This is a genomic window from Streptomyces antibioticus, assembly GCF_002019855.1.
GTDB lineage: Bacteria > Actinomycetota > Actinomycetes > Streptomycetales > Streptomycetaceae > Streptomyces > Streptomyces antibioticus_B.
This window is the reverse complement of sequence record NZ_CM007717.1, coordinates 1,238,729-1,265,344: the sequence shown is the minus strand read 5'-3', so window position 1 is coordinate 1,265,344 and position 26,616 is coordinate 1,238,729. Positions and strand designations below refer to the sequence as shown.

The window sequence follows — 26,616 nt, the reverse complement described above, 5'->3', positions numbered from 1 at the left end:
AACCCATGAAACTCATCGTCGACCGGCTCCATGTCACGCTGGACCGCACCCCGATCCTGCGCGACGTGAGCCTCGAAGCCCGCGCGGGCGACATCGTCGGACTCGTCGGCCCCAACGGCAGCGGAAAGTCCACCCTGTTGCGCACCGTCTACCGCTCGCTGCGCCCGGCGGGCGGAGTGGTCAGGGTGGGGGAGGACGACGTGTGGGAGCTGTCCGCCCGGGCCGCGGCGCGCCGTACGGCGGCCGTCCTCCAGGACGCCGGGGGCAACACCACCGGCCTGACCGTGGGGGAGATCGTCGCCCTCGGCCGTTCTCCCCACCACGGGCTGCTCGGCCGGGACGGTCCCGAGGACCACGAGGCCGTCTCCGACGCGATCGACCGCTGCGGCGTACGGCCCTTCGCGGACCGCGACTACACCTCCCTGTCCGGAGGCGAACGCCAACGCGTCCTTCTGGCGCGGGCGTTGGCCCAGCGCCCCGAACTTCTCGTCCTGGACGAACTGACCAACCACCTCGACATCCGGGCCCGGTTCGAACTCCTGGACCTGATCCGCACCACCGGCGTCACCACGCTCGCCGTTCTGCACGACCTCGATCTCGCCGCCCGCCTCTGCGACCACCTGGTCGTTCTGCACGACGGCACCGTGGCGGCGGCGGGCCCGGTCCTGAAGGTCCTCACCCCGGCCCTGCTCGCCGACGTCTTCGGCGTCCACGCCACCACCGCCCGCCACTCCGACGGAGTCGTCCGCATCACCTACGGGGCCCGCCCCCTCACCGGGGAGGAGAGCGAGTCGGTTCCGGCGACGGACGGGTCCCGCCGTCAGCGACGCAGCCCGAGAGCCGCACGCCCGGCGTAGCGAGCCTGCTCGCCCAATTCCTCCTCGATGCGCACGAGTTGGTTGTACTTGGCGGTGCGGTCGGCGCGGGAGAGGGAGCCGGTCTTGATCTGCCCGCAGCCGGTGGCGACGGCGAGGTCGGCGATGGTGGTGTCCTCGGTCTCGCCGGAGCGGTGGGACATGACGACGGTGTAGCCGGCGCGGTGCGCGGTCGCCACCGTGGCCAGCGTCTCCGTCAGGGTGCCGATCTGGTTGACCTTCACCAGGATCGAGTTGGCGACGCCGTCCTTGATCCCGGCGCGCAGGAGGGTCTCGTTGGTGCAGAACACGTCGTCGCCGGTGAGCTGGCAGCGCGCGCCGAGCCGGGCGGTCAGCTCGCGCCAGCCGTCGTGGTCGTCCTCCGCCATCGGGTCCTCGATGGAGGCGACCGGGTAGCGGTCGACGAGCGTGGCGAGGTGGTCGGCGTGTTCGGCGGGGGTGCGGCGGACGCCCTCGCCGGTGTAGTCGTAGACGCCGTCGCGGAAGAACTCCGAGCTGGCCGGGTCCATGACCAGGGTGATGTCGGTGCCCGGCTTGTAGCCGGCCTGCTCGATGGCGCGTACGACGAACTCCAGGGCCTCGTCGGCGGTGCGCAGGTCGGGCGCGAAGCCGCCCTCGTCGCCGACGTTGACGTTGTGGCCGGCGGCGAGGAGCGTGGCGCGCAGGGTGTGGAAGACCTCCGAGCCCATCCGGACGGCGTCGGCGAAGTTCGCCGCACCGATCGGCGCGATCATGAACTCCTGGAAGTCCAGCGGATTGTCGGCGTGGGCACCGCCGTTGACGATGTTCATCATCGGCACCGGCAGCAGCCGGGCGTCGACCCCGCCGACGTACCGGTACAGCGGCAGCCGGTGGGCGGCGGCCGCGGCCTTGGCGGTGGCCAGCGAGACACCCAGCAGCGCGTTGGCGCCGAGCCGGGACTTGGTGTCCGTGCCGTCGAGTTCGATCATCGTGCGGTCGACGGCCGCCTGGTTCTCGGCGTCGAGGCCGATCACGGCGTCCGCGATGGACTCGTTCACCGCGTCCACGGCCCGCCGGACTCCCTTGCCGTGGAAGCGGGCCGGGTCGCCGTCGCGCAGCTCGACGGCCTCGCGGGCGCCGGTGGAGGCGCCCGACGGGACGGCCGCGCGGCCCAGCGAGCCGTCCTTGAGTTCTACGTCGACCTCTACGGTCGGATTGCCCCGGCTGTCGATGATCTCCCGTGCGACGACCCGGTTGATGGCGGTCACGTGCGGCTCCTCATGCTGGGCCCGCGGAACGGCGGGCGATTAGTTCCAGATGGAAACAAAGTGAGTCCTGAAAAAGAACCTACTATGGGCGCATGAGGAAGCACAACGCCGACAAGACCTGCGGCATCGCACAGGCAGCCGTCGTCATGGGGGACTGGTGGAACGTCCTGGTGCTGCGGGAGATCGCCCGCGGACACGTCCGTTTCGACGCGCTGGCCGCCGAGATCGGCCTCTCCCGCAACGTCCTCACCGAGCGACTGGGACGCCTCGTCGCGCACGGCGTGCTGCGGCGCAGCCTGTATCAGCGGCGGCCGGTGCGCTACGAGTACCTGCTCACCGATTCCGGGCTCGCCCTGCTGCCGCTGCTGGTCGCCATGCAGGACTGGGGCGACCGCTGGGTCCTCGGCGACGGCACCCTCACCGCGACGGCCACCGAGGACGGCGCCGAACACGCCCGAGTCCACGCCCTGACCGGCACCCGGCTCCCCGCCGACCTCCAACTCCCCAGCACCCAGGGCCCTGACCTGCCCGTCGTGGCCCCTGACGCCGCAGCGACCGTGCTGTTCACCTACCCCGGCACCGGAATCGAGTGGGGAGACATCCCCGGAGCGGCGGGCTGCACTCTGGAGAACCGCCTGTTCCGCGAGGCGTGGCCCGACTTCCGGGAGGCGGGCGTGGAGGTACGAGGTATCAGCACTCAACTATGGGACGAGCAAGCCGAGTTCGCCCGAGCCGAGGCCATCCCGTACCCCCTCCTCTCCGACGCCGCCCACCACCTCGCCGCGACTCTGAGACTCCCGACCTTCCACGGCGCGGGCCGTCCGCGTCACAAGCGCCTCATCCTGATCCTCGACGCGGAACGGACCGTACGACACACGCTGTTCCCGGTCACCGACATCCCGGAGGCGGTGACAGAGAGCCTGCGCCTGGCGGTGGACTGCGCCAGGACCGCATGACCACTCACGTCAGACCCTCGTCCCCAGAACCCGGCCCAGGGTGTCGGCCTCCAGCAACTCGACGCCGATACCGGCGAGTTCACTCAGCGCCGACTCCGTCACCCGCGAGACCGCGTCCCGGACCAACGCCACCCGGAAGTCCCGCTCCGACGCCTGGACGATGCTCGCCCGCGGGCAGTTGGGCAGATTGCAGCCCGTGAAGACCAGGGTGTCGACGCCCAGGTCACGCAGCAACTCCTCCAGGCAGGTGCGGTGGAAGGCACCCCACCGCGGCTTGAACACCGCATGGTCGTACGGGCCGAGCCGCTGAGGCCGGCCCGACAGGAGCAGGGCGGGGTCCAGGAGCGGCGCGCCCTCGGGAAGCAGCCCGTCGGCCAACTCACTGCCCGAGCTGCCCGGCGCCACGATCCGCGCACCCGACTCCAGCAGCCGTCGCCGTACGAGATCGGCGTTACCGCCGCCCTCCTCGTACAGCCGCACGATGTGCACCACGGGCCGCCCCGCGTCACGGAACGCGGCCACGGTCCGCCGTAGCGCGGGAAGAATCTCGGTCGTCCCCGGCACGCCGTAGAGCGCCTCGGAGAGGAAGTCGCGCTGTACGTCGATGGTGATGAGAGCGGATGTCGCGAAGTGCGGTGCGGTGTAGGGATCGTGAGAAGCCTCTGCGTCCGTCGTCATGTTCCGAGACTACGTGGCCCATGCAAGCAGCGGCCCTGTCAGGCGGCTCGCGCGCCCCAAGTGGCCCATGGCGCACCGAGTTCGATGTGAACGTCCTCGACCACGCCATCCGACTCCGCCCAGGTCACCAGCCGTGGCCGCCCCGGAGTGCCGCGTACCGCCGGTCCGTCCGTACCGCCGAACACCACGTCGCCGGCGTGCTCAAGAAACTCGGCACCACTCGGGACGCGATCACGACGTCGACGTGACCGGGCCAGGGCGGCGGTGGGGCTGAGACCGGGGGCCGATCCGCGCTGCCACCCAGGGGACGCTGCGTCCTGTGGCCGCCGCCAGTTCCCGCAACGTGGCGCCCTCGGTGGCGCGTTCGCGGAGCCACGCCGTGATGTCCTCGGCGCCGACGCGTTCGGCGGCGGCGCGGTCGTTGAGCAGGACGCGCGCGTGCCGTCCGGTGGTGGAGTTCTGTCCCGACGGGCGGATCCCGATGCCGTGTTCACCGAGCAGCCGTCGGAGTCTGCCCTTGCCGAGGGCGAGGACGCGCGCCGTCTCCTCGATGCTGTGCTCACGCTCGACGTAGACGGTGCGCAGGGCTTGGGCGAGGTCCGTGAAGCCTGCGGTTCGCAGTGCGGCCGCGGTGCGTTCGTCGGCGGTCCGGGCCTGGGTGCGGCGTCCGGCGGCGAGGCTTTCGCGCCGGACGCGTCGCGCCTCGGCCGGGTCGGAGTCTGGCCGCCCGCTGGTATCGGCCCGCGTGCCGGTGTCGGCCCGGTTGCCGGTGTCGGCCCAGCGTCTACGGGCCAGTTCGCCGGAGCGGGCCATCGGCCGACCCGCCGCGAAGCGCGCCCGGGCGTCCTCGGAGGCCAGATACCCGGCGCGGCGGGCACGGGACTGCTCGCGTGCGAAGGACCGCGCGCTCAACGCCCGGCTGCGCAGCAGCCCGAACTCCCGCCGGTACTCCGCCGCCGTCATGTCGTGCACGCGCACATGCGCCCCCAGCGAGCGGAAACCCCGCCCGCAGACATGGCAGACGACGGTGTCCGTGGACTCGTCGCGGATCAGGCGCCCGAAGTCGGGATGCCGGACCATCTCTCTTTCGTCCACGGCGACTTGGTCGGGGTCGCGGCGGCGGAACTCGGCAGTGCGCACAGGGGACTCCGGATGCTCACAGGGGTTGCGGCGCGAGGGCTCGGGCAGGGTGGCGGGGGCCGAGGAAGACGACGATGCCGCGTCCCTCGGGGGAGGGGTGGGTGGCCTGGGTCCAGCCCTGGCGCCGGTAGAAGGACACCGCGCGGGGCGAACGCACGGAGGTGAGGAGCCACGAACGGCCCCCGGGCGCGCCCTCGGTGACCGCCGCCAGCAGATCACCGGCCAGCCCCGTGCCCCGCGCGACGGGACGGACGGCCAACTCGTCGATCTCACGGGCGCCGCACAGCCACTCCGTCGTGCGCCGGGGTCCGAGGCCGGCCGCCGCCTGCGGGTAGCAGCGGTCCGTGGGAAAGGGCGCGAGGGTCGTCCACGCCGTCGCGAAGCCGACGACCTCCCGTCCCTCCACGGCGAGCGCGGCGGTGAATCCCGGCCGCCGGACGTTCCCGGTGAGCCGCCCCGCGAACTCGGCGGCCCGCTCCGCCCCTTCGTTCCACGGCGGGGCGCAGAACGCGTCGGCGTACACCGAGCGCAGGGCGGATGCGTGGTCCAGGAGGCCGCCTTCCTTGAAGACGCCGTCCTTGAAGAAGCTGCCCCCGGAGAGGCCGTTCCCGAAGATCCGGATGTCCATCAGGCCGCCGCGGCCCCGGCCGTCGTACGCGGGTGCAGCGCCGCGTACTCCAGCGGCGCCGACGGGTCGATCGACACGTCCAGCGGAGCCGGTTCGGCGTCGGCCCGGACCAGGAGATCGCCCACCGCGGCGATCATCGCGCCGTTGTCCGTGCACAGGTTCAGCGGCGGCACCCGCAGCGTGATCCCGGCGGCCCGGCACCGCTCGTCCGCCAGCGATCGCACCCGCGAGTTCGCGGCGACCCCGCCGACCACGACCAGCGTGGTCACCCCGTGCGCGCGGCAGGCCGCCACCGCCTTGCGGGTCAGCACGTCCGCCACGGCCTCCTGGAGCGACGCCGCGCCGTCGGCCACCGGCAGCTCACGGCCCGTATGCCCCTCGGCCCAGCGCGCCGCCGCCGTCTTCAGGCCGGAGAAGGAGAAGTCGTACGACCCCGGAAGCGGGCGCGGGAACGGCACGGCGCGCGGATCGCCCTCGCGCGCCGCCCGGTCGACGGCCGGGCCGCCGGGATACGGCAGCCCGAAGACCCGCGCCACCTTGTCGAAGCACTCCCCGGCGGCGTCATCGAGGGTGTCCCCGAGGTGGACGATCGGATCGCGGGCGAGATCACGGACGAGCAGCAGCGAGGTGTGCCCGCCGGACACGATCAGCACCATGCAGGGATCGGGCAGCGGGCCGTGCTCCAGCGTGTCGGCGGCGACATGCCCGGCCAGGTGATGGACGCCGTACAGCGGTACCCCCAACGTGTAGGCGATGCCCTTCGCGCCGGCCAGACCCACCTGAAGCGCACCGGACAGGCCCGGCCCGGTGGTGACGGCGACGGCGCCGACGTCCGACAGTCGCAGTCCCGCCTCGCCGAGCGCCCGGCGCACGACCGGGCGCAGGGCGTGCAGATGGGCGCGGGAGGCGATCTCGGGCACCACTCCGCCGTAGCGGGCGTGCTCGTCCATGCTCGACGCCACCGCGTGGCCGAGCAGCACCCCGTCCCGGACGAGCCCCGCGCCGGTCTCGTCGCACGACGACTCGATCCCGAGCACGATCGGAGAGACCATGAGGCACCTCTCGCCTTTCTGCTTGGCTTTGGTTATTGCGAATAGTGTGCAATAAGCACGACCGTGTGGGGAAGCTCGGCCCGGCTCGGCGAACGCGACCTCTGCCTCAGTCAGGTAAGCGTTGGGTGTGAGCGGGGGCGCGGAGGCCGTTCGGTCATTGGCCATGTCCCGTTCGAGCGGTACGGTCGGCCAGTTATCGACGACGGCGAGGCGGAAGCCGGTGGGAATCCGGCACGGTCGCGCCACTGTGTGCCACTCATGCATTGCGGGGTGGTGAGTCAGACCCGTGACCGTCGTCATGTGCACCACCGAGATGGGACGCGAACTCCCAGAGGAGGCCCTGCCATGGCGCAGCATGTCGCCCCGCCGTCCAGCACCCCCGTCGTTCCCGGCAAACTGCCGGTCGGCGCGATCGTCCCGTGGGCGGTGTTCTTCGGGATCCTGATGCTGGTCCTGCTGTACTTCGTCGGCGCCGAACAGGGCGCCACCGCCGTCGTGTCCGGCGAGAACGTCCACGAATGGGTGCATGACGCCCGTCATCTGCTCGGCTTCCCCTGCCACTGAGACCGGGGAGCCTGAAGCGTCATGAACTCCACAGTTGTGAGAAACCTGCTCGTGCGCGGCATGCTCGCCGGCCTCGTCGCCGGTGTACTGGCCCTGCTCGTCGCCTACTTCCTGGGGGAACCGCTCGTCGACAAGGCGATCGGCTTCGAGGAGTCCCACGCTCCCGCCCATGAGCACGAAGTCGAACTCGTCTCCAGGAGCCTCCAGTCCACCGCCGGTCTGGCCACCGGAGTGCTGGTCTACGGGGTCGCGTTCGGCGGGATCGCCGCGCTGGCCTACTGTTTCGCGCTGGGACGGGTGGGGCGGTTCGGTCCCCGGGCCACCGCGCTGCTGCTGTCCGGCGTCGCACTGGTCGCCGTGTACGTGGTGCCGTTCCTGAAGTATCCGGCCAACCCGCCGGCCGTCGGGGACCCCGACACCATCGGCAAGCGGACCACCCTGTACTTCCTGATGATGGTCCTCAGCGTCCTGCTCGCGCTCGCCGCCACGCTCCTGGGCAAGCGGCTCGCGCCGAGGCTGGGCACCTGGTACGCAACGGTCGCCGCAGTGGCGGCCTTTGCCCTGGCGGTCGGCCTGGCCTACGCCTTCCTGCCGGTCGTGAACGAGGTTCCGGGTGACTTCCCGGCCACCGTGCTGTGGCGGTTCCGGATCTCCGCGCTGGCCATGCAGACAACACTGTGGGCCGGATTCGGGCTCGTCTTCGGCGAGTTGGCCCAGCGGCTCCTGCACCCCACGCCGAAGGCCGTTCCGGTCTCGGCGGGGACGGTACCCGGCTGACCGAAATGCGCTCATGTGAGAGGGCCCGCGGAACCATCCGGGGGCCCTCTCACGTTCTAGTGCGACGACCCCGGTGAGGAGCGGAGGAGCCCAGTGGCCGGACACCCACAACCGCGCCGCATCACCCTCGGAGGGCGCGAGGCGGTGGCGCTCACGGTGGAGGAGTACGAGGCGCTGATCGCGAGCCGTCGTCAGATCGGCGGTCAGAGCGCCCGGGTGCGTGTACTCGGCCAGCAAGTCCGGCGGACCGAGCGGCTGTTGCAGGACCTGGAGACGCTGGTCGCCGCGCCGCCGGACCACTGCCATGAGCGTACGGGCACGACGTCCACGGACTGCTTCCACGTCCACGCAGGCACAGCGAAGCCGGACGCGGCCGAGACGGACTCCGACTTCGCGGAACCGGACTGCCTGCGCTGCGCCCTCGCGGCCCTGCTGCACCGCCACCGCGACACCGCGTCCTGAGCCCGGATCTCCGAGTCGTGATCGAGCAAGGCGGCCACGGAACACCGGAGGGCGAGAAGCGCCGTGCAGACGCTCCCCGCCCCTCTCCAGTCGTGCCGTACCGGGGACCCTCATCCCCCGTGCGGCTCCGCGGGCCCCTCAGCCCGCGTCGGACCAGGCCCTCAGTCCCGGTCGTAGGTGTGGAATCCGCGGCCGGTCTTGCGGCCGAGGAGTCCGGCCTCCACCATCCGCTGGAGCAGCGGCGGCGGGGCGTAGAGCGGCTCACGGAACTCGTCGTAGAGGGACTCCGCGATCGAGGCGACGGTGTCCAGGCCGATCAGATCGGCGAGCCTGAGCGGGCCCATGGGGTGCGCGCAGCCCAGTTCCATGCCGGCGTCGATGTCGGCCGCACTGGCGAAGCCGGACTCCGCCATACGGACGGCGGCGAGGAGATACGGCACGAGCAGGGCGTTGACGACGAAGCCGGCCCGGTCCTGGGACCGGACGACCGTCTTGCCGAGCGTGCGCGTCGCGAAGTCCGAGACGGCGGCCGTGGTGTCGGCCGAGGTGTGCAGCGAGGTGACCACCTCGACGAGCGGCAGGACGGGCACGGGGTTGAAGAAGTGCAGCCCCACCATCCGGTCCGCGCGGGCCGTCGCCATGCCCAGGCGCATGACCGGCAGGGAGGAGGTGTTGGTGGCGAGGACGGCCGCCGGGTCCTCGACGATCTTGTCGAGGGCGGCGAAGACCTCGGTCTTGGCGTCCGGGTTCTCGACGACCGCCTCCACGACCAACTGCCGGTCGGCGAGGTCGTCCAGGCTGCTCGTGAACACGAGCCGGTCGAGCGCGTCCTGAGCCGCCGCACGCTCCACCTTGCCACGCCCGACGGCCCGGTCGAGCGACGCGGCCACCCGGTCACGCGCCGCACGGGCGGCGACCGCGTCCACCTCGCAGACGACGGTGTCCACCCCGGCCCGGGCACACACCTCGGCGATCCCGGCACCCATCTGCCCACCGCCGACCACACCGACACGCGCGATACGGCCGCTGCCCGCGATACCCGCGCTGCCCGCGCTCACGCCCGCACCTCCGTCCGCTGCGTGAGGTGACGGGTGTAGGCGTCCGAGGTGAAGAACTGCGGCAACTCGACCGCCAGCGTGGTCCGTTCGAACAGCCCCCGGATGTCGTCGAGGGGCGCCCACGGATACGCGGCACCGAGCGAGGCGAGTTCCTCGTCCAGGATCCGCCGCACGGTCTCCCGGTCGATCACCCGGTGCCGCAGCCACTGCCAGATCTGCACGCGGGCGATCTCGGCGGTGGCCGCGTCCTCCATCAGCCCGTCGATGGCGACGGCGCCCTCACCGCGCAGCCAGGCGGCGAAGTACCGCAGCGTGACATGGACGTTGGTGCGCACCCCGTCCGCGGTGGGCGGACCGCTGATCCGGCGTACCGACAGCAGATCGGCGGGCGTGACCTCCACGTCGTCGCGGGAGCGGTCGAGTTGGTGGGGCCGGTCGCCGAGAACGTCGTCAAATGCCGTACGGCAGACGGGGACGAGCGCCGGGTGTGCGACCCACGAGCCGTCGAAACCGTCCTCCGCCTCCCGTTCCTTGTCCCGGCGGACCGTGGCGAGCGCGGCCTCGTTCGCGGCCGGGTCCTTGCCGGGAACCTGGGCGGCCATCCCGCCGATGGCGTGCGCGCCCCGCTTGTGGCAGGTACGGACGAGGAGTTCGGTGTACGCACGCATGAAGGGCGCGGTCATCGTCACCTTCGCCCGGTCCGGGAGGAGGAAGTCGGTGCGGTGGCCGAAGGTCTTGATGAGGCTGAACAGATAGTCCCAGCGGCCCGCGTTGAGCCCCGCGCTGTGCTCGCGCAGCTCGTGGAGGATCTCCTCCATCTCGAAGGCCGCGGTGATCGTCTCGATGAGGACGGTGGCCCGCACCGTGCCGCGCGGGATGCCCAGCAACTCCTGCGCGAGGAGGAAGACGTCGTTCCACAGCCGGGCCTCGTAGCGGTTCTCCAGCTTGGGGAGGTAGAAGTACGGGCCCCGGCCGGCGTCGATCTGGCGCCGGGCGCAGTGAAAGAAGTACAGGCCGAAGTCGACCAGCGCGGCGGGCACGGGCCGGCCGCCGCATTCGAGGTGCTCCTCGTCCAGGTGCCAGCCGCGCGGCCGGACCATGATGGTGGCGACCTGCTCGCCGAGCCGGTACTCCCTGCCCTCGGGCGTGGTGAAGTCGATCCGGCGCTCGACGGCGTCGAGCAGATTGACCTGACCGCCGATCACGTTGTCCCACAGGGGTGCGGTGGCGTCCTCGAAGTCCGCCATCCACACCTGGGCCCCGGAGTTGAGCGCGTTGACGGCCATCCGGCGGTTCGGGGGACCGGTGATCTCCACGCGCCGGTCGGTCAGTCCGGGCGCGGGCGGCGCGACCCGCCAGCCGGGATCGTCGCGGACGGCGGCGGTCACCATGGGGAAGTCGAGCGGAGAGCCCGACGCCAGCCGCAGCGCCTGCCGACGGCGTTCCTTGAGCAGTTCCTGACGGCGCTGCCCGAACGCCTCGGCCAGCCGGCCGACGAAGTCCAGGGCGGCCGGGGTGAGGATCTCGTCGTGCCGGTGACCGGGCGCGGCGAGGACACGGACGTCATGCATGAGGGCGGTGGTGGTCATCGGGCTCTCCTGAGGGGTGGGAGCGGAGGGGGACGGAGACGGTCGTCCTCCCTCCGCTCGGCAGAGGGCGCGCCGGACGGGGCAGGGCGTCCGGCACCGCGGCCTGGGCCGACAGGGCCTAGTGGAACTGCTCCTCCTCCGTGGAGCCGGACAGCGCGGTCGTGGAGGAGGCGGGGTTGACGGCGGTGGAGACGAGGTCGAAGTACCCGGTGCCGACCTCACGTTGGTGCTTCACGGCGGTGAAGCCCTGCGCCTGCGCGGCGAACTCCCGTTCCTGGAGGTCGACATAGGCGGTCATGCCGTGCTCGGCGTAGCCGCGGGCGAGGTCGAACATGCCGTGGTTGAGGGAGTGGAACCCGGCCAGCGTGATGAACTGGAAGCGGTAGCCCATCGCGCCCAACTCCCGCTGGAACTTGGCGATCTGGTCGTCGTCCAGCGCGGCCTTCCAGTTGAAGGACGGCGAGCAGTTGTAGGCGAGCATCTGGTCCGGATACCGCGCGTGGATCGCCTCGGCGAACTCCCGTGCCTGCGCCAGGTCCGGGGTGCCGGTCTCCACCCAGATCAGGTCCGCGTACGGGGCGTAGGCCAGCCCGCGGGCGATGACCGGCGCCATGCCGTTGCGCACCCGGTAGAAGCCCTCGGCGGTGCGCTCGCCGGTGACGAACTCGGCGTCCCGCTCGTCCACATCGCTGGTCAGCAGGGTGGCGGCGAGGGCGTCGGTGCGGGCGACGATCACGGTCGGCACATCGGCGATGTCCGCGGCCAGCCGGGCCGCGTTCAGCGTACGGATGTGCTGCGAGGTCGGCACCAGCACCTTGCCGCCGAGGTGCCCGCACTTCTTCTCCGAGGCGAGCTGGTCCTCGTAGTGGATACCGGCCGCGCCCGCCGCGATCATCGCCTTGGTCAGCTCGAAGGCGTTCAGCGGGCCGCCGAACCCGGCCTCCGCGTCGGCCACGATCGGCGCCAGCCAGTCGGTGGTGTCCCCGGCGTCCTCGGCGGTGGCGATCTGGTCGGCGCGCAGCAGCGCGTTGTTGATCCGACGCACCACCTGGGGAACGGAGTTGACCGGGTACAGGCTCTGGTCGGGGTAGGTGTGCCCGGCCTGGTTGGCGTCGGCCGCCACCTGCCAGCCCGACAGATAGATGGCCTGGAGGCCGGCCTTGACCTGCTGCACGGCCTGTCCGCCGGTCAGCGCGCCCAGGGCGTGGATGTAGTCCTGCTCGTGCAACTGCCGCCACAGCCGCTCGGCGCCGCGCCGGGCCAGCGTGTGCTCCTCCCGCACACTGCCGGACAGCCGCACCACGTCCTGCGCGCCGTAGGTGCGCTCGATGCCCTGCCAGCGCGGGTCCGTGCCCCAGCGCCGCGCCAGCTCCTCGGCCGCCCGCGTGCTCGTCCTCGCCTCTGCCATGACTGTCACCGTCTCCTCGGTCTGTACCGGCTGCCAATCCGCTGCCCGGAAGAGGGCGAGGGAGTGGCACTGCGTGTCGTGGGGTGTTCCTTGGATGCGGCCCGCCGTCGCCCCGAAGGGTGAAGCTGAGCAATGCTGCCGACGCTCACCCCCACGGATGCCGGGATCCCCGACGTCAGGGCAGTGAATCGTGCCCCGGTTCCGGGTGGTGGCTGCCGGTTCCGGCGGGCCGCGATACGACTCTGACACTGGCACTGAGTGCCATCAACCGTGGATCAATGCCAACTTCTGCGAATCTTCGCGCCGTCTTTTGCCAATCTTGCGAAGGGTCGCCCAGGAGGCTCTTCCCGTACGATGACCAGAGCCAGGACCCGGTGCGAAGGAGCGGTCGGTGAGCAAGACGTACGCGGGGGCGCGGCTGCGGCGACTGCGCGAGGAACGCCGGATGAACCAGGCCGAGCTGGCCCGGGTGCTCGGCATCTCACCGAGCTATCTGAACCAGATGGAGCACGACTCCCGCCCGCTCACCGTCCCCGTCCTGCTCCGCCTCACCGAAGCCTTCGGCGTCGACCCGGGCTTCTTCTCCGAACGCGACGCGACCCGGCTGGTGGCCGACCTCCGCGAGACGCTGGCCGCCGAACTCGCGGAGTCCCGCATCTCGGCGACCGACCTCACCGACCTCGCCTCCCGGCACCCCGGCGTCGCCCAGGTCCTCCTCGACCTCGGCCGCCGCAACCAGCGGCTGTCCGAACGGCTCGCCGGAGCGGCGGACAGCCGCGACCGCGACAGAGGAGCGGACAGCGCCGACCGCGACAGGGGAGCAGGCGGCCGCGACCGCGACAGAGGGCGCGACAGAGGGACCGTCTTCTCGCCCCACGAAGAGATCCGGGACTTCTTCTACCGCCGCCAGAACTACCTCCACGACACCGACCTCGCCGCCGAGCACCTCGCCGAGAAGATCGGCATCCGGCCCGGCGAGGTCATCGGCGCCCTCACCGCACGACTCGCCGAGACCCACGGCATCCGCCTCGCCACCGAGCCCGGCGAACACCCCGAACACCTCCACCACTACGCCGACAGAACCCGCACCCTCCACCTCTCCCCACGGCTCCGCCCCGGCCAGCGCGCCTTCCGCATGGCCACCCAACTCGCCCTGCTGGAACACGGACAGGACATCGACCGGCTCGCCACCGAGGACTTCGAGCCCGGCTCGACCACCCACGCCCTCGCCCGCATCGGCATCGCCAACTACTTCGCGGCCGCGCTGATCCTGCCGTACACCACCTTCCACACGGCCGCCGAAGAGGCGCGCTACGACATCGAACGCCTCACCGACCACTACGGCCTCAGCTACGAGACCGTCTGCCACCGTCTGAGCACCCTCCAACGCCCGCGCCTGCGCGGCGTCCCCTTCTCCTTCGTCCGCGTCGACCGGGCCGGCAACCTCTCCAAACGCCAGTCCGCGTCCGGCTTCCCCTTCTCCCGCGCCGGCGGCACCTGCCCCCTGTGGAACGTCTACGAGGCGTTCTCCTCACCCGGCCGCATCCACGTCCAGATCGCCGAAATGCCGGACAGCCAGCGGTACTTGTGGACGGCCCGCGCCATCACCCGGCACCGCGGCGGCTGGGGCGACCCCGGCAGGACGTACGCCATCGGCCTCGGCTGCGAGATCCGCCACGCCCACCGCCTCGTCTACTCCGACGGCCTCGACCTCACCAACGCCTCCACCGCGACCCCCATCGGCATGGGCTGCCGAGTCTGCGAACGCCTCGGCTGCGCCCAACGCGCCGTACCCCCACTCGGCCGCGCCCTGCACATCGACCAGAACAGCAGCACGTTCGTGCCCTACCCCGTCGAGAACGACGGAGCCCTGTGACCGGCGAAGACCAGGGCGGGACCGCGACTCACCCTGCCCCTGAGGCTTCCCGAGGCACCCACCCGGAGCGCATCCCCGTATGACGAACGACATGACCCGCCGACCCGCCCACGCCCAGGTGCGAGCCCTGCGCCGCGGCGAGATCTCCAGCCGTGAGCTGCTCGACCTCCACCTCGCCCGGATCGACGCCGACCCGCTCTACGCCGTGGTCACCCGTGACGACGACGCGGCCCGAGCCGCGGCCCGGAAGGCGGACGACCGTCGCGCCGCCGGGACGAGCACCGGCATCCTCGACGGTCTTCCGATGACCATCAAGGACAGCTTCGAGACGGCGGGGCTGCGCACCACGAGCGGTGCCGAGGATCTCGCCGATCACATCCCCGCGCGCGACGCCGTCGCGGTGGCCCGGCTCCGCCACCAAGGGGCCGTGATCATGGGCAAGACGAACACGCCCGCGTACTGCCAGGACCTCCACACCGACAACCCGCTCTTCGGCCGCACCCTCAACCCGCACGACCCCGAGCGCACCACCGGCGGTTCCTCCGGCGGCCCCGCCGCTGCCGTCGCCGCCCACCTCACCCCCGCCGACCTGGGCAGCGACCTGGCAGGCTCGCTCCGGCTCCCCGCCCACTACTGCGGCGTCCACGGCCTGCGCCCCACGCTCGGACTCGTCCCGGCCCGCGGCCACATCCCCCGCCCGCCGGGCCGGCTCACCAGCAGCGACATGCTCACCCCCGGCCCCCCGGCCCCCTGGCCCGCGACCCCCGCGACCTCGCCCTTCTCCTCCAAGCCCTGACGACACCGGCACCCGCCGAGAACACCCCTTGGCACGTCAGCCTGCCCGCGCCCCGGCACGGCATCGGTGAACTCCGCGTCGCCGTATGGGCGGACGACCCGAGCTGCCCCGTCGACCGCGCCACAGCACAGGCCCTCGAAGCGGTCGAACAGGCCCTGGCCTCAGCAGGAGCGACGGTCCACCGCACGAAGGGACCGGTCGACTTCGCCGGTTCTCTCCGCCTGTTCGAGCAACTCCTCCACGCCACCACGACGGCCGCCACCGACGACGCCTCAGCCGCGGCCGAACTCGCCGCGGCCCGCGCCCTCCAGGACGACGACACGAGCCCACGGGCCACCGTCCTCCGCCACCGGACCCAGACCCACCGCACCTGGCTCCGCGCCGACGAGGAACGCCACCGCCTGCGGGAGACCTGGCACCGCTTCTTCGCCGACGCCGGGCCCGACCTCCTCATCACCCCGGCCGCCCCCACCCCGGCCATTCCCGCCGGCAGCCGCTCCCTCCTGGTCGACGGCGCCGAACGGGACTTCTTCGACCAGACCGCCTGGATGAACCTCACCAGCCACACCGGCCTGCCCAGCCTGATCGCCCCCGCCGCACGCGACACGAACGGCCTCCCGATCGGCGTACAGATCACGGGCCCGGCATACTCGGACCGACTCCTGCTCGCCGTGGCGGAGGAACTGGCGCAGCTCCCGGCACTCCGCTGACCAGCGCACACCGGTACGAGTCGCTCAGGGGGCGGTCGAGGAACGCGTCAGTTCACCCGAAGGCCGACCGCCAGCGTCAGTTCGAGGACCCGGTGCGGCGACGCGAGATCCGGAAACAGCTCCCGGAGCTGCGACATCCGGTACCGGACGGTCTGCGGGTGGACGAACAGCGCCGCCGCCACCTCGTCCCGCCTGCCCTGGTGCAGCAGCCACGCCCGCAACGTCTCCTCCAGCCGCCGCGCGGTGGTGACAGGCAAGGTCCGCAACGGTGCGAGGGCTCGGGCACGCAGGTCGGCGAAGGCGTCCATGTCGGCGCTCAGCACCAGCTCGGGCAGATGGTCCTCGGTGTCGCGGATATCGGAGGAGAGGGTGCGCGCGCGTACGGCCCGCGCGTACGAGGCGGACGCACGAGCCCATGGCCGGGCCGGGCCGACCACGGCGGCGCGGTCGGTGAGCTGCCGCAGGAGATGCGATCGGTCGGCGTCGGGGACGAGCAGCACACCGGTGGCGTCCGGCAGATCGTCGAGGACGAGGGTGCCCGGGTCGAGCGTGCGGTACGCGGGCCGGGCCTGGGCGGCGGGCAGCAGGACCGCGGTCAGCGAGACCGGAGGCTGCCACCCGGCCCGTTGAGCGGAGACCAGCAGCACGTCCGGGCTCGCCCCGGCGAGGAGGTCGCGGGCCAGGTGCTCCAGGTGACGCTCTTGATCCCTGCCCCGGGCGGCCAGCTCGTCGGCGTGACCCGCGGCGCTCGCGGCGGACAGCTCGTCGATGTAGGCGAAGGTCAGCTCGGCGAACTTGGCGACCTCGGCGGCCGGCAGACCCGCGGGTACGGCCCCCGCCGCCAGGCATCGCCAGGCCACGCGGGCACCGACGCGGTAGGCGCTGAGCAGGGCGTCCATCGAACGGCCGTCGCGCACCTCGCCGCGGCCCAGCTCGTAGGCCGCGTCGCCGCCGTCGCCGCCCGTGGCGTTCCCGCTCGCGAGGTCCAGGTAGTGCCCCAGGGCGGTGCGGACGGCTCGGCGGATGGTGGCGCCCATATGGCCCGAGAGGGCGTTGGCGTAGGGCGGCACCTCGTCGATGATCGCCTGGACGACCTCGTCGGCGGTGGCCTTCAGCGCGGCCCGAAGTACGGTGACCGTCGTCTCGTCCAGGGTCAGCTCGCTGGCCCTCCGCATCACATGGCTCACGTTTTATTCCCTGCGAACAATTCTGCCGACCAGATTTACGTCCTTCGGTCAGGACTTTACGCCCTCAGGTACAGCAAGCTGGAGTCATGACGAGTACAGCCCTCCGCAGCAGGGCGTGGAAACTACTGGAGATGGTCACGACGCCGCTGCTGCCGTCCGACTACCTCGACCTGGTCAGCCCGCTGCGGGCGGGCGCCGACCTGCGGGGGCGCATCGAGGCCGTGCACCCCGAGACGGGTGACGCGGCGACCATCGTGATCAGACCGGGACGGGGCTGGCGCGGCCACACGGCCGGTCAGTACGTACGGATCGGAGTCGACGTCGACGGGGTGCGCCTGTGGCGTGCCTACTCGCTCACCTCGCCGACGAACCGCCGGGACGGCCGCGTCACGATCACCGTGAAGGCGATCCCGGACGGCAAGGTCAGCAACCATCTGGTCCGCAGGGTGAAACCGGGCACGCTGATCCACCTCGACCAGGCGACCGGCGACTTCGTGCTGCCGCGGACCAAGCCCGCCAAGGTGCTCTACCTGACGGCCGGCAGCGGCATCACGCCCGTCATGGGCATGCTGCGCGACACCGAGTTCGACGACGTCGTCATGGTCCACTGCGCGCCCCGGCCGCAGGACGTGATCTTCCGCAACGACCTGCACGACCTGGTCGCGGACACCAAGCTGCGGCTCACCGAGGTGCACACCGACACGGACGGCATGCTCGACATCGCCCGCCTCGACGAACTCGTGCCCGACTGGGCCGAGCGCGAGACCTGGGCCTGCGGGCCCGCGGGCCTGCTCGACGCCGCCGAGAAACACTGGGCCGAGCACGGCGTCCCGGAGCGCCTGCACACCGAACGCTTCCGCCCCACCGTCGTCGTCGCCGGCGACGGCGGCGAGGTCACGTTCAGCACCACCGGCAGGACCGTCGACGCGGACGGCGCCACGCCGTTGCTCGACATCGGCGAGGCGGCCGGCGTGCTCATGCCGTCCGGGTGCCGCATGGGCATCTGCTTCGGCTGCACCACGCCGCTCACGGCGGGCGCCGTCCGCGACCTGCGCACCGGCGAGATCACCGAGGCCGAACCGGGCGTCCTCATCCAGACCTGCGTGTCCGCCGCGGCGGGCCCCTGTGCCATCGAACGGTAGGAACACCTTGACCGCTATCGACCCCACCGCCCACCTGACCGCGGAGCAGATCGAGGAGCTCGGCCGCGAGCTGGACGCGATCCGCGACGACGTGCTCGCCAGCCGCGGAGAGAAGGACGCCGCCTACATCCGCAAGGTCATCTCGGCCCAGCGCAAGCTGGAGCTGGTCAGCAGGGGCGTGCTGCTGTTCTCGATCTTCCCGCCCGCGTGGGTGCTCGGCACCGCCGGGCTGTCCGTGGCGAAGATCATGGACAACATGGAGATCGGCCACAACATCCTGCACGGCCAGTGGGACTGGATGCGGGACCCGAAGATCCACTCCACCACCTGGGAATGGGATCACGTCTCGCCGTCCGACCAGTGGAAGCACTCGCACAACGAGCTGCACCACAAGTACACCAACGTGATCGGCAAGGACAACGACCTCGGCTACGGCATCATGCGCGTCGACGAGGACCAGAAGTGGCACCCGTTCCACCTCGGCCAGCCCCTGTGGAACTTCCTCAACGCCTGCTTCTTCGAATACGGCATCGCGGCGTACGACCTGGAACTCGGCAAGAACCTGCACAAGCGCCGCCGCAAGAACCCGGAGTTCCGCTCGCGGGCCAAGGCGGTGGGCCGCAAGATCCGCAAGCAGGTGCTCAAGGACTACGTGATCCACCCGCTGCTGTCGGGCCCGTCGTTCCTCCCCACGCTCGCCGCCACGTTCACCGCGAACCTGGTCCGCAACCTCTGGTCCCACTCGGTGATCATGTGCGGGCACTTCCCCGAGGGCGTCCAGGTCTTCGAGCGCCGGTCGATCAAGGGCGAGACGCGCGGCCAGTGGTACCTCCGCCAGATGATGGGCTCGGCGAACATCAGCGGCAGCAAGGCCATGCACTTCATGACCGGCAACCTCTCGCACCAGATCGAACACCACCTGTTCCCGGACCTGCCGAGCAACCGGTACGCCGAGGTCGCGGTGAAGGTGCGCGCGCTGTTCGAGAAGTACGAGCTGGAGTACGTCACCGGGCCGCTGCCCAAGCAGGTGTTCTCCGCATGGCACAAGGTCGTCCGGCTCTCCCTGCCGAACAAGAAGCCCAAGCTCAAGACACCGGCCCGCGAGCAGGAGGTCCTCGCGGCCTGACACCCGGTGCGAGACGAAGGCCGGCCGCACGAAGGGCGCCTGACGGGACGAACCCAGGTCAGGCGCCCTTTCGCGGGTGTCTAGAAGAAGCCGAGCTTCTTGGGCGAGTACGACACCAGGAGATTCTTGGTCTCCTGGTGGTACAGCGACTGCACCCATCTGACCAGGGGAAACGACAGTTGGTGCGGCTCTCTGGCGGGGGCTGGTCCGGGAATGGTCCGGATCTTGGTGCGTGCGGTCCTGGTGGGCGGGGGTGGGACAGGATGGCAAATTTTGGGAGCGGTCAGCCGCGCCACCGCGCCACAGCAAGGGCGGTACGGAATGCGTGGGCACTGCGGTGTTCCACGTGGCCGAGGAGATTCTTCAGCTGGCGGCGGGCGGCCCGGCGGGCAGCTCGGCCCCGAAGGGCCAGGTGAGGGGCGAGCCGCCCATCAATGGCATCGGGCCCCGGAGTCCAGGGCGGCAGGCAGTCCTGGTGTTGCGGGCCTACGCGCAGGCAGTTCCTGGGGCTGCGTGCCTACGTGCCCGGGTCGGCCAGATGGTCTTCAGTCAGGGCCGCTCCAGTCGAAGGGGAAGTACTTGCTCGACTTCCCGGTGCGATCCCATGTGAAGCCGAATGCGTCGGCGCGGTCGACGGTGGCCCGCCCCCACGTGGCGATCTGGCCCGGCCCCACCTCGGAGCCCGGGGAGTTGAGGACCTGGACGCGTGCGCCGTTCGGGGTGGTCGGGCCGGTGAGCGCCTCGGCGGTCGCCGTGACACGGCCCGGGATCTCGGCTCGCCACGTGGCGAGATCCTCGTCGATCTCCACGTGGATCGGGACGACGTCCATGCCCCGCATCTCGGGGTGGAACATCGCCCCGAACTCCGCCGGCCATCCGCCCGCCTCACCGCCGAAGACGGTCCCCAGCGCAGCCCGCTGCTGATCGTCGGCGCGCTCGTCCAGGAAGACCGCGGCGTACGGCTCGGTATGCGTGCCGGCCCACGGGTTGCCCTCGAACGACCCGAGCATCAGGACATTGAGATCGTCGAGCCGTACGTCCCCGAAGCTGCCTTCCCGGATGTGCCAGACCATGACGCCTTCGCAGTCGCCGTAGGTCGGGGGCTGCGCGAACGTGCACGGGCACGGAATTGCGCACTTGCATACGTCGAACCAGTCGCCGGCCAGATGCCAGCGCGTGCCGGTGGCCTGCTGTGTCATATCGCTTCCTCCAGCCGGGCTCCGAGGAGCTCACTCGGAGTGGCGAGACCGCGTGTGCCGAGCCCGTTCCCGGGATCGGAGGACGGTCTCCCTTCCAGCTTGCGCCTCATGTCCCGAGCGGGAAACCGGCCGGCGTCCACGGTGGACCACGGCGCCGAGCCCCTACACGAGGGACCGGGGGCCGGGTGGCGGCGCCTCAAGCCGGTCCGGCTTGTAGGCACGCCCCAGGGCCACCTCCCCCTGGCGTACCGCTGTCCGAAGGAATTGACCAGGTGCGCACAGACGATCACACGCCGTCCACGGACGGCATCGAGCCCTCCAGCCCCGGCAGCATCCAGTCCTGGAACGGTGCGAGCACCGCCAGGACAAGGAAGGCGACGCCCCACGACACCGCTGAGGAGGACGTCCGGGACCATAGCTTCTCCACGAAGATCACCAAGGCCAGTCCGGCCATTGCCGCCACGTTCATCACGCCGAGCGGAACGAAGACGACCATCAGCCCGGCACTGGCTTCCTCGCTCTGAATTGGTACCGCCTTCCGGCTTGCGCTGGCTCCACCTGGTGTTCGAGCTGGAACTGACAGCTCGGCTATGCCCCGGTCAGACCCGGAGCCACTTCGCGCCGGAGTTGAAGCAGCAACCAACTGGTACCAGGCCAAGCCGATTCTGTGGGGCCGGCTCAGAGCGAGCAAGCCACGGCACAGCAGCCGACGCAGTACGCGCCGTGGTGGACGTCGACTCGCAGGTCGCGGGCCGGTCGCCGGAAGCCGACGTAACGCACGAGATGACTCGGCGGGTCGCGGCAGTGCCGCAGGCAGACGTTTTTGAGGCGACCGAGCTGGTACGGGCCGGCGAGCAGGTAGGAGACGGCACCGATCCCCACGCCGCCGGTGAAGGCCAGGGCCGCGTAGGAGAGCGGTCCGAAGGCGGTCCACACGAGCAGGTTCCGGGGGCGACCGGGCCGGAGATAGGCGCCCGGCTCAGAGTCGAGAGGCCCGAGCTGTCCACGAGCGTCGCCGTGGTCTGGCGCCCCGGCCACCTCGGCACCCAGCTCCCCACGCCGGTTCGGGGGTGATGGCCCTCGCGCGAAGGTGAACGGGGCGGTGTCCTGTAGGAGCCAGCCGAGCCGGCCGGCCTGTTCGACCAGCCGGCCACCGACGCGGGGCGGGCACCGCTCAAAGGCGTGCGGTGATCTGTACACCCTCGGTGAGCACGCCTAGCCTTGAAAGAGAAGAACTCCCGGGGTCCGGACATCTGCCCGTGGAGTGAGCCGGTCATGGAGACTTGCACCGTACGGATGGACAGCGGGGCGTCTTTTGCCGCCGTTGCCGGTGGCAGATGCGCGCCTCTGATTTCCGGGGTGTCTGCTCCGCCTGCGCGCTCACCGCCGATTGCACTCGATGCCGACGTCATCCGCGCCGTCGGATGACGACAATCGTCAAGCGATCGGGAGCAGTCATGACGTGGAGTATCTCTGGCAACTACCTGGCCGGTTGCTCGTGTGCGGTGGTGTGCGGCTGCGCCGTCGATGCGAAGCCGCACGACCCGCAGGGGCGTGAGGAATGCCTCGGGTGCGCCGCCTTCCATGTGGAAGAAGGGCGCTTGGACGATGTGAACCTGTCCGGGGTGGATTTCGTCCTGTACAACTACTTCCCCTCCAACCTGACCTCCGGCAACTGGAAGGTCGGCCTGGTCATCGACGAGGGGGCCACCGACGAACAGACGGACGCGGTGGCGCGCATCGTGTCTGGGAGCGAAGGCGGTGCGTTCGGCGAACTCTCGCAGTTCTACGGCGAGAATCTGGGCGTGGAGCGGGCGAGCGTCTCCCTGTCTGATGGAGAGAAGCCCCGGCTGAGCGTCGGCGGGAAGACCGAGCTGGAATTCGAACCCCTGAGGGGTCCCGACGGTGGGCCCACGACGATGAAGAACGCGATGTTCGGATTCTCTCCGGAATTCACGCTGGGCCGCACCGCCGGTAGTTCGAATGCATTCGGGCTGTCGTTCGAGGGCGCGTATGGCGAAGTGTCCGACTACGCCTTCTCCAGCGAACAGACTGAGGGCGCTCCCACCGGACGGGGTTGAGGCAGGCGCGCAACAGCCGCTTTCGTTTTGAACGCGGGAGGACGACCGCCGTACGGGCCGTCTCCCGCGGGGTGCACTGCGACCGCTCACCCTGTCCAGCCGGTCATCTGGCCCATGGGCGGACCTGATGTGTCCAGGCCGGGCAGCAGCCAGTCCTGGAAGGGGGCGAGTACGGCCAGGACGAGGAAGGCGAGGCCGACCGCCCAGGTCAGCCAGGGTCCCTGCCGCCACAGCTTCTCCAGGAAGATGACGGCCGCCAGTGCGGCCATCGCGGCCACGTTCATGACGCCGAGGGGAATCAGGACGATCATCAGCCCCCAGCAGCACCCGACGCAGTAGAGCCCGTGGTGCACGCCCACCCGCAGGTCCTTCGCCCAAGGCCTGAACCGTGAGTATTGGAGCAGCTGGAACATCGGGTTGCGGCAGTGCCGCAGGCAGACGCGCTTCAGTGGACCGAACTGCTGAGCCGCCGCGAGGAGGAACACAGCGGCGCCGATCCAGCGGCCCGCCGCGGGATCGCGGTCCACGAGGTGTCCCGTTACGGCCAGCGCGCCGTACGCCAGCAGCCCGAACGCGGTCCAAGCGAGGAGATATCCGCTGACGAATTCGGCGATCCGCAGGGCGCGGGCGGGCCCGGCCGAGCGGCGGTTGATGCCGCGTACCCAGGTGATGGCGACTGGTGCCACTGAGGGCAGCATCATCGCCGCCATCATGACCACCCACAGCAGCAGGAAAAGGGGGAGCGCCAGGCCCATGGTGCCGGGCTCCATGCCCATGTGGCGGGACTGGCCGACGGTGAGCACCCACGCCAGGGCGGCCAGCAGCACCATCAGGAACCATGCGATCGCCAGGTCACGCGCGGGCAGGAGGACGCCGGGCCGCGTGGGGGCCGGCGGGGCCAGCCGGAGGTGCGGCATGGAACGCCTCCCAGGGACGCGAGCTGCCTGCCGCCTCAGACACGTCCCGCACCGATGGCGGTGGTGTACCCGCGTGTAGCCGAGACGGGTCTGGTGACATCTCCAGCAGATCACAGAACTGGAAGGCTCAAAACCTGGGAGGCCGTTCGTTGGCTCCGCCGATCCCCGTTGGTTGGCCTGCCGCTGTGTCCGGTGACAGCCAACCTGGACCGATGGCCGTCGAACGTGGACGAGGCCTGCTCAGAGTCCGAAGGCTCCGCCTTCGATGATGATGAGAAGGCCGATGGCGATCAGGACTGCAGGGAGCAGGATGTGCCCCCAGCGGGCAAGGGCCTTGGCGATGACGGGGCGAGTGGCGAAGAACTTGCCAGCGAAGCACCAGACAGCGACGAGGACCAGGAACACCGCGGCGTACACGCTCATCCCGCCGATGCCGGCGGTGGCGAACACGGGTACGTAGACGCCGATGTTGTCGCCGCCATTGGCGAAGGTCACGGCGGCAACCGCCATGACGGTCGGCCCGCCCTGTGGGGCTTCGCCCTCGTCGTCTCCGTCCTCATTGCGGTGCCTCCATGCCTGCCAGGCGGCCTTCAGGCCCAGGGCGAGGGGCAGGAGACCGAGGTAGGGGATGGCCGACTCGGGCAGGAACGTGGCGCCGAACGCGGCGGCCACGGCTACGGCCAGGATCGCGGTGAAGCCGAGGTACTGGCCGAGCACGATTTTGCGGGTGGAGCCGCGGTGCCCGGCGCCCTGGGCGAAGAACAGCGCCAGGATCAGGATGTCGTCGATGTTGGTGACAGCGAACAGTCCAGCTGCCTGCCCGATGATGCCCAGGGTCACGAACCATCCCGCTCTAGTCGTACGACAAGAAGCACGACCCTACTCGGGCCCAGACGAGATCCACAGCCCACCCTGACCAGCGATCGGAGTGCCAAGACTCGACGTCAGCTGGTCTGATGCAGGGGCTGGAAGCGCCTGAGTCGCAGGCTGTTGGAGACGACGAATACCGAGGAGGAAGCCATCGCGGCCCCGGCGATCATGGGGTTGAGCATGCCGAGCGCGGCCAGCGGCAGGGCGGCGACGTTGTAGGCGAAGGCCCAGAACAGGTTGGCCTTGATCGTACGAAGGGTGCGGCGGGCCAGGCGGATCGCATCGCCCGCGGCCCGGAGGTCGCCCCGGACCAGGGTCAGGTCGGAGGCGGCGATGGCGGCGTCGGTGCCGGTGCCCATGGCGAGGCCGAGGTCGGCCTGGGCCAGTGCGGCGGCGTCGTTGACGCCGTCGCCGACCATGGCCACCACGTGGCCCTGCTCCTGCAGTCGCCGGACTTCGGCGACCTTGTCCTCGGGGTGGACTTCGGCGATGACCTGGTCGATGCCGACCTCGGCGGCCACGGCGCGGGCGGCGGCGGTGTTGTCGCCGGTCAGCAGGACCGGCGTGAGCCCGAGCTGCTTGAGGTCGGCGATCGCTTGGGCGCTGGTTGCCTTGACGGTGTCGGCGACCACGAGGGCGGCGCGTACCTGGTCGTCCCAGGCGGCAAAGACGACCGTGCGGCCCGCGGCCTCGGCCGCGTCGCGTGCCCGGGCGAGCTCGCCGGGCAGCGGGAGCAGCAGTTGACCGTCCAGCCAGGAGGCGCGTCCCGCGAGCACGGCGCGGCCCTCGACCTGGCCGGTCACGCCCCGGCCCTGGGTGTTGGCGAAGCCGGTGACCGGCGGAAGGGCGCCGAGCCGTTCGCGCGCGGCAGCGGCGATTGCGGCGGCGATGGGGTGCTCGCTCGCGTCCTCCAGGGCGCCGGCCAGCCGCAGGACTTCGTCCTTGTCCTCGCCGTCGGCGGGTACGACGTCGACCAGACGCATCTTGCCTTCGGTGACGGTGCCGGTCTTGTCCAGGACGACGGTGTCGATCCGCCGGGTGGACTCCAGTACCTCCGGTCCGCTGATGAGCAGCCCGAGCTGAGCGCCGCGCCCGGTGCCCACCATCAGCGCGGTGGGTGTCGCCAGGCCCAGGGCGCAGGGGCAGGCGATGATGACGACGGCGATGGCCGCGGTCAGCGCGGTCGCGGCGGAGGCGCCCGTCAGCATCCAGACGCTGAAGGTGCCTACGGCGAGGACGATGACGACGGGGACGAAGACCGCGGAGATCCGGTCGGCCAGCCGCTGCACCGCTGCCTTGCCCGTCTGCGCGCGCTCCACCAGGGCGGCGATCTGCGCCAGCTTGGTGTCCGCTCCGATCCGGGTGGCCCGTACGGTCAGCCGTCCGTGGCTGTTGACGGTTGCACCGGTGACCTGCGAGCCCGGCGCGACCTCCACCGGCACGCTCTCCCCGGTCAGCAGGGACTCGTCCACCGCCGACGCGCCTTCGACGACCTCTCCGTCCGTGGCGATCTTCTCGCCCGGCCGTACGAGGAACAGGTCGCCCACGGCCAGGTCCTCGACCGGGATCCGGACCTCAGTACCGTCGCGGAGCACGGCGACGTCCTTGGCGCCCAAGTCCATCAGCGCCCGGATCGCGTCCCCGGCTCGCCGCTTGGCACGGGCCTCGAAGAACCGGCCGGCGAGCAGGAAGGCCGTCAGGACGACGGCGACCTCCAGGTAGAGGTGCTCGCCGCCCGCCAGGATGGTGCCGACGCTCCACAGGTAGGCGGCCAGCACGCCCAGCGAGACCAGGGTGTCCATCGTCGCCGAGCCGTGCCGCAGGTTCAGCGCCGCGGCCCGGTGGAACGGCCACGCACCCCACGCAACCACCGGGGTGGCCAGGGCCAGCGCGAGCCACTGCCAGCCGGGGGAGTGGAGGGCGGAGATCATCGACACGACGACCACCGGCAGGCCCAGCAGCGCCGAGGCGATCAGGCGGCGGCGCAGGCCGGCGACGTGGGATCCCTCGGCGTCGGCCGCTTCGGTCTCCGCCGCAGCGTCGGTCGAGACCCGGCTGCGGATCGGGGCGGCGCCGTAGCCGATGGCTTCGACGGCGGCGATCAGCTGCTCGGGTGAGACCTCAGGGTCCTCCCGCGTGATGTGCGCGGTCGCGGTCGCGAGATTCACCGTCGCGCTCACTCCGGGCAGCTTGGCCAGTTTCCGCTCGACCCGCGCCACGCAGGAGGCGCAGGTCATGCCGGTGATGGCCAGTTCTATGGAGTGATCGGCTTCGGCCGGGGTGGTGGTAGCCATGG

General features: G+C 70.9%; 25 protein-coding genes and 1 pseudogene. 11 read left to right on the top strand and 15 right to left on the bottom strand.

What is annotated here, in order from left to right:
• The first annotated feature begins 5 nt into the window (after positions 1 to 5).
• A complete protein-coding gene (locus tag AFM16_RS05700) occupies positions 6 to 857 on the top strand; it encodes an ABC transporter ATP-binding protein (RefSeq protein ID WP_078632640.1) in 852 nt (283 codons plus the stop codon).
• Here the strand turns inward: AFM16_RS05700 and eno are convergent.
• A complete protein-coding gene (gene eno, locus AFM16_RS05695; RefSeq protein WP_030786636.1) occupies positions 821 to 2,104 on the bottom strand; it encodes a phosphopyruvate hydratase in 1,284 nt (427 codons plus the stop codon). The genes AFM16_RS05700 and eno overlap by 37 nt on opposite strands.
• 92 nt (positions 2,105 to 2,196) lie before the next feature.
• On the opposite strand from eno, the gene AFM16_RS05690 reads away from it, so the two are divergent.
• Positions 2,197 to 3,060: a winged helix-turn-helix transcriptional regulator gene (locus tag AFM16_RS05690; RefSeq protein ID WP_030786639.1), complete on the top strand. Its 864-nt coding sequence runs from the start codon at positions 2,197 to 2,199 to the stop codon at positions 3,058 to 3,060.
• Positions 3,061 to 3,069: 9 nt separating this feature from the next.
• Here AFM16_RS05690 and AFM16_RS05685 read toward each other — a convergent pair whose 3' ends face one another.
• From AFM16_RS05685 to tsaD, 4 genes are all read right to left on the bottom strand, one after another.
• Positions 3,070 to 3,738 carry a cysteine hydrolase family protein gene (locus AFM16_RS05685; RefSeq protein WP_078632639.1) on the bottom strand — a complete coding sequence of 223 codons (669 nt, stop codon included), beginning with the start codon at positions 3,736 to 3,738 and terminating at the stop codon, positions 3,070 to 3,072.
• Between the two features lie 231 nt (positions 3,739 to 3,969).
• Positions 3,970 to 4,878: a MucR family transcriptional regulator gene (locus AFM16_RS05680; RefSeq protein ID WP_143648332.1), complete on the bottom strand. Its 909-nt coding sequence runs from the start codon at positions 4,876 to 4,878 to the stop codon at positions 3,970 to 3,972.
• 16 nt (positions 4,879 to 4,894) lie between these two features.
• On the bottom strand, positions 4,895 to 5,506 hold the full coding sequence (locus tag AFM16_RS05675; RefSeq protein ID WP_107419033.1) for a GNAT family N-acetyltransferase: 612 nt from the start codon (positions 5,504 to 5,506) through the stop codon (positions 4,895 to 4,897).
• Positions 5,506 to 6,558: a tRNA (adenosine(37)-N6)-threonylcarbamoyltransferase complex transferase subunit TsaD gene (tsaD, locus tag AFM16_RS05670; protein ID WP_078632637.1), complete on the bottom strand. Its 1,053-nt coding sequence runs from the start codon at positions 6,556 to 6,558 to the stop codon at positions 5,506 to 5,508. Before tsaD ends, AFM16_RS05675 begins: the two co-directional genes overlap by 1 nt.
• 345 nt (positions 6,559 to 6,903) lie before the next feature.
• Here tsaD and AFM16_RS05665 point away from each other — a divergent pair, with 345 nt between their 5' ends.
• From AFM16_RS05665 to AFM16_RS05655, 3 genes are all read left to right on the top strand, one after another.
• Complete coding sequence (locus AFM16_RS05665; RefSeq protein WP_030786650.1) at positions 6,904 to 7,122, top strand: CbtB domain-containing protein; 219 nt, start codon at positions 6,904 to 6,906, stop codon at positions 7,120 to 7,122.
• Positions 7,123 to 7,143: 21 nt separating this feature from the next.
• Positions 7,144 to 7,899: a CbtA family protein gene (locus tag AFM16_RS05660; RefSeq protein WP_078632636.1), complete on the top strand. Its 756-nt coding sequence runs from the start codon at positions 7,144 to 7,146 to the stop codon at positions 7,897 to 7,899.
• 93 nt (positions 7,900 to 7,992) lie between these two features.
• Complete coding sequence (locus tag AFM16_RS05655; RefSeq protein WP_030786655.1) at positions 7,993 to 8,361, top strand: hypothetical protein; 369 nt, start codon at positions 7,993 to 7,995, stop codon at positions 8,359 to 8,361.
• A gap of 161 nt (positions 8,362 to 8,522) precedes the next feature.
• Here AFM16_RS05655 and AFM16_RS05650 read toward each other — a convergent pair whose 3' ends face one another.
• From AFM16_RS05650 to aceA, 3 genes are all read right to left on the bottom strand, one after another.
• A complete protein-coding gene (locus tag AFM16_RS05650) occupies positions 8,523 to 9,419 on the bottom strand; it encodes a 3-hydroxybutyryl-CoA dehydrogenase (protein ID WP_078632635.1) in 897 nt (298 codons plus the stop codon).
• Positions 9,416 to 11,008, bottom strand: coding sequence for a malate synthase A (aceB, locus tag AFM16_RS05645; RefSeq protein ID WP_078632634.1), 1,593 nt, complete (start codon positions 11,006 to 11,008; stop codon positions 9,416 to 9,418). The genes AFM16_RS05650 and aceB overlap by 4 nt, the downstream gene beginning before the upstream one ends.
• Positions 11,009 to 11,126: 118 nt before the next feature.
• Positions 11,127 to 12,416, bottom strand: coding sequence for an isocitrate lyase (gene aceA, locus AFM16_RS05640; RefSeq protein ID WP_078632633.1), 1,290 nt, complete (start codon positions 12,414 to 12,416; stop codon positions 11,127 to 11,129).
• A gap of 391 nt (positions 12,417 to 12,807) precedes the next feature.
• Between aceA and AFM16_RS05635 the strand changes: the two genes are divergently transcribed.
• From AFM16_RS05635 to AFM16_RS39885, 3 genes are all read left to right on the top strand, one after another.
• Positions 12,808 to 14,292 (top strand): short-chain fatty acyl-CoA regulator family protein, encoded by a 1,485-nt coding sequence (locus AFM16_RS05635; protein ID WP_078632632.1) that lies wholly within the window; start codon positions 12,808 to 12,810, stop codon positions 14,290 to 14,292.
• Positions 14,293 to 14,383: 91 nt separating this feature from the next.
• Positions 14,384 to 15,088 (top strand): amidase, encoded by a 705-nt coding sequence (locus AFM16_RS39890; protein ID WP_256861267.1) that lies wholly within the window; start codon positions 14,384 to 14,386, stop codon positions 15,086 to 15,088.
• The gene (locus AFM16_RS39885; protein WP_306293488.1) at positions 15,043 to 15,798 is read left to right on the top strand and encodes an amidase family protein; all 756 of its coding nucleotides are present in this window, start codon (positions 15,043 to 15,045) and stop codon (positions 15,796 to 15,798) included. Before AFM16_RS39890 ends, AFM16_RS39885 begins: the two co-directional genes overlap by 46 nt.
• Before the next feature lie 47 nt (positions 15,799 to 15,845).
• On the opposite strand, the gene AFM16_RS05625 is transcribed toward AFM16_RS39885, so the two are convergent.
• Complete coding sequence (locus tag AFM16_RS05625) at positions 15,846 to 16,985, bottom strand: PucR family transcriptional regulator (RefSeq protein ID WP_078632631.1); 1,140 nt, start codon at positions 16,983 to 16,985, stop codon at positions 15,846 to 15,848.
• Positions 16,986 to 17,071: 86 nt separating this feature from the next.
• Between AFM16_RS05625 and AFM16_RS05620 the strand changes: the two genes are divergently transcribed.
• Both AFM16_RS05620 and AFM16_RS05615 read left to right on the top strand, forming a co-directional pair.
• Positions 17,072 to 18,127 carry a ferredoxin reductase gene (locus AFM16_RS05620; RefSeq protein WP_078632630.1) on the top strand — a complete coding sequence of 352 codons (1,056 nt, stop codon included), beginning with the start codon at positions 17,072 to 17,074 and terminating at the stop codon, positions 18,125 to 18,127.
• A 7-nt stretch (positions 18,128 to 18,134) separates the two neighbouring features.
• Entirely contained in the window at positions 18,135 to 19,253 is a 1,119-nt protein-coding gene (locus tag AFM16_RS05615; RefSeq protein WP_078632629.1) for a fatty acid desaturase family protein, read from the top strand.
• 545 nt (positions 19,254 to 19,798) lie between these two features.
• Here AFM16_RS05615 and AFM16_RS05610 read toward each other — a convergent pair.
• The 3 genes and pseudogenes from AFM16_RS05610 to AFM16_RS05600 all read right to left on the bottom strand — a co-directional run bounded on the left by AFM16_RS05610 (position 19,799) and on the right by AFM16_RS05600 (position 21,388).
• Positions 19,799 to 20,452: a DUF1326 domain-containing protein gene (locus AFM16_RS05610; protein WP_053625549.1), complete on the bottom strand. Its 654-nt coding sequence runs from the start codon at positions 20,450 to 20,452 to the stop codon at positions 19,799 to 19,801.
• Positions 20,453 to 20,738: 286 nt separating this feature from the next.
• Positions 20,739 to 20,954 (bottom strand): annotated as a pseudogene (locus AFM16_RS05605) (copper chaperone); the annotation flags it as partial.
• A 176-nt stretch (positions 20,955 to 21,130) separates the two neighbouring features.
• A complete protein-coding gene (locus AFM16_RS05600; protein WP_420711307.1) occupies positions 21,131 to 21,388 on the bottom strand; it encodes a copper chaperone in 258 nt (85 codons plus the stop codon).
• A 521-nt stretch (positions 21,389 to 21,909) separates the two neighbouring features.
• On the opposite strand from AFM16_RS05600, the gene AFM16_RS05595 reads away from it, so the two are divergent.
• A complete protein-coding gene (locus AFM16_RS05595) occupies positions 21,910 to 22,533 on the top strand; it encodes a DUF1326 domain-containing protein (RefSeq protein WP_053625547.1) in 624 nt (207 codons plus the stop codon).
• 86 nt (positions 22,534 to 22,619) lie between these two features.
• Here the strand turns inward: AFM16_RS05595 and AFM16_RS05590 are convergent, their stop codons facing one another.
• From AFM16_RS05590 to AFM16_RS05580, 3 genes are all read right to left on the bottom strand, one after another.
• Positions 22,620 to 23,450, bottom strand: a complete 831-nt coding sequence (locus AFM16_RS05590; protein ID WP_053625546.1) for a DUF2182 domain-containing protein — start codon at positions 23,448 to 23,450, stop codon at positions 22,620 to 22,622.
• Between the two features lie 240 nt (positions 23,451 to 23,690).
• On the bottom strand, positions 23,691 to 24,290 hold the full coding sequence (locus tag AFM16_RS05585) for a cadmium resistance transporter (RefSeq protein ID WP_053625545.1): 600 nt from the start codon (positions 24,288 to 24,290) through the stop codon (positions 23,691 to 23,693).
• Positions 24,291 to 24,394: 104 nt separating this feature from the next.
• The gene (locus AFM16_RS05580) at positions 24,395 to 26,614 is read right to left on the bottom strand and encodes a heavy metal translocating P-type ATPase (RefSeq protein WP_053625544.1); all 2,220 of its coding nucleotides are present in this window, start codon (positions 26,612 to 26,614) and stop codon (positions 24,395 to 24,397) included.
• Positions 26,615 to 26,616: the final 2 nt, after the last annotated feature.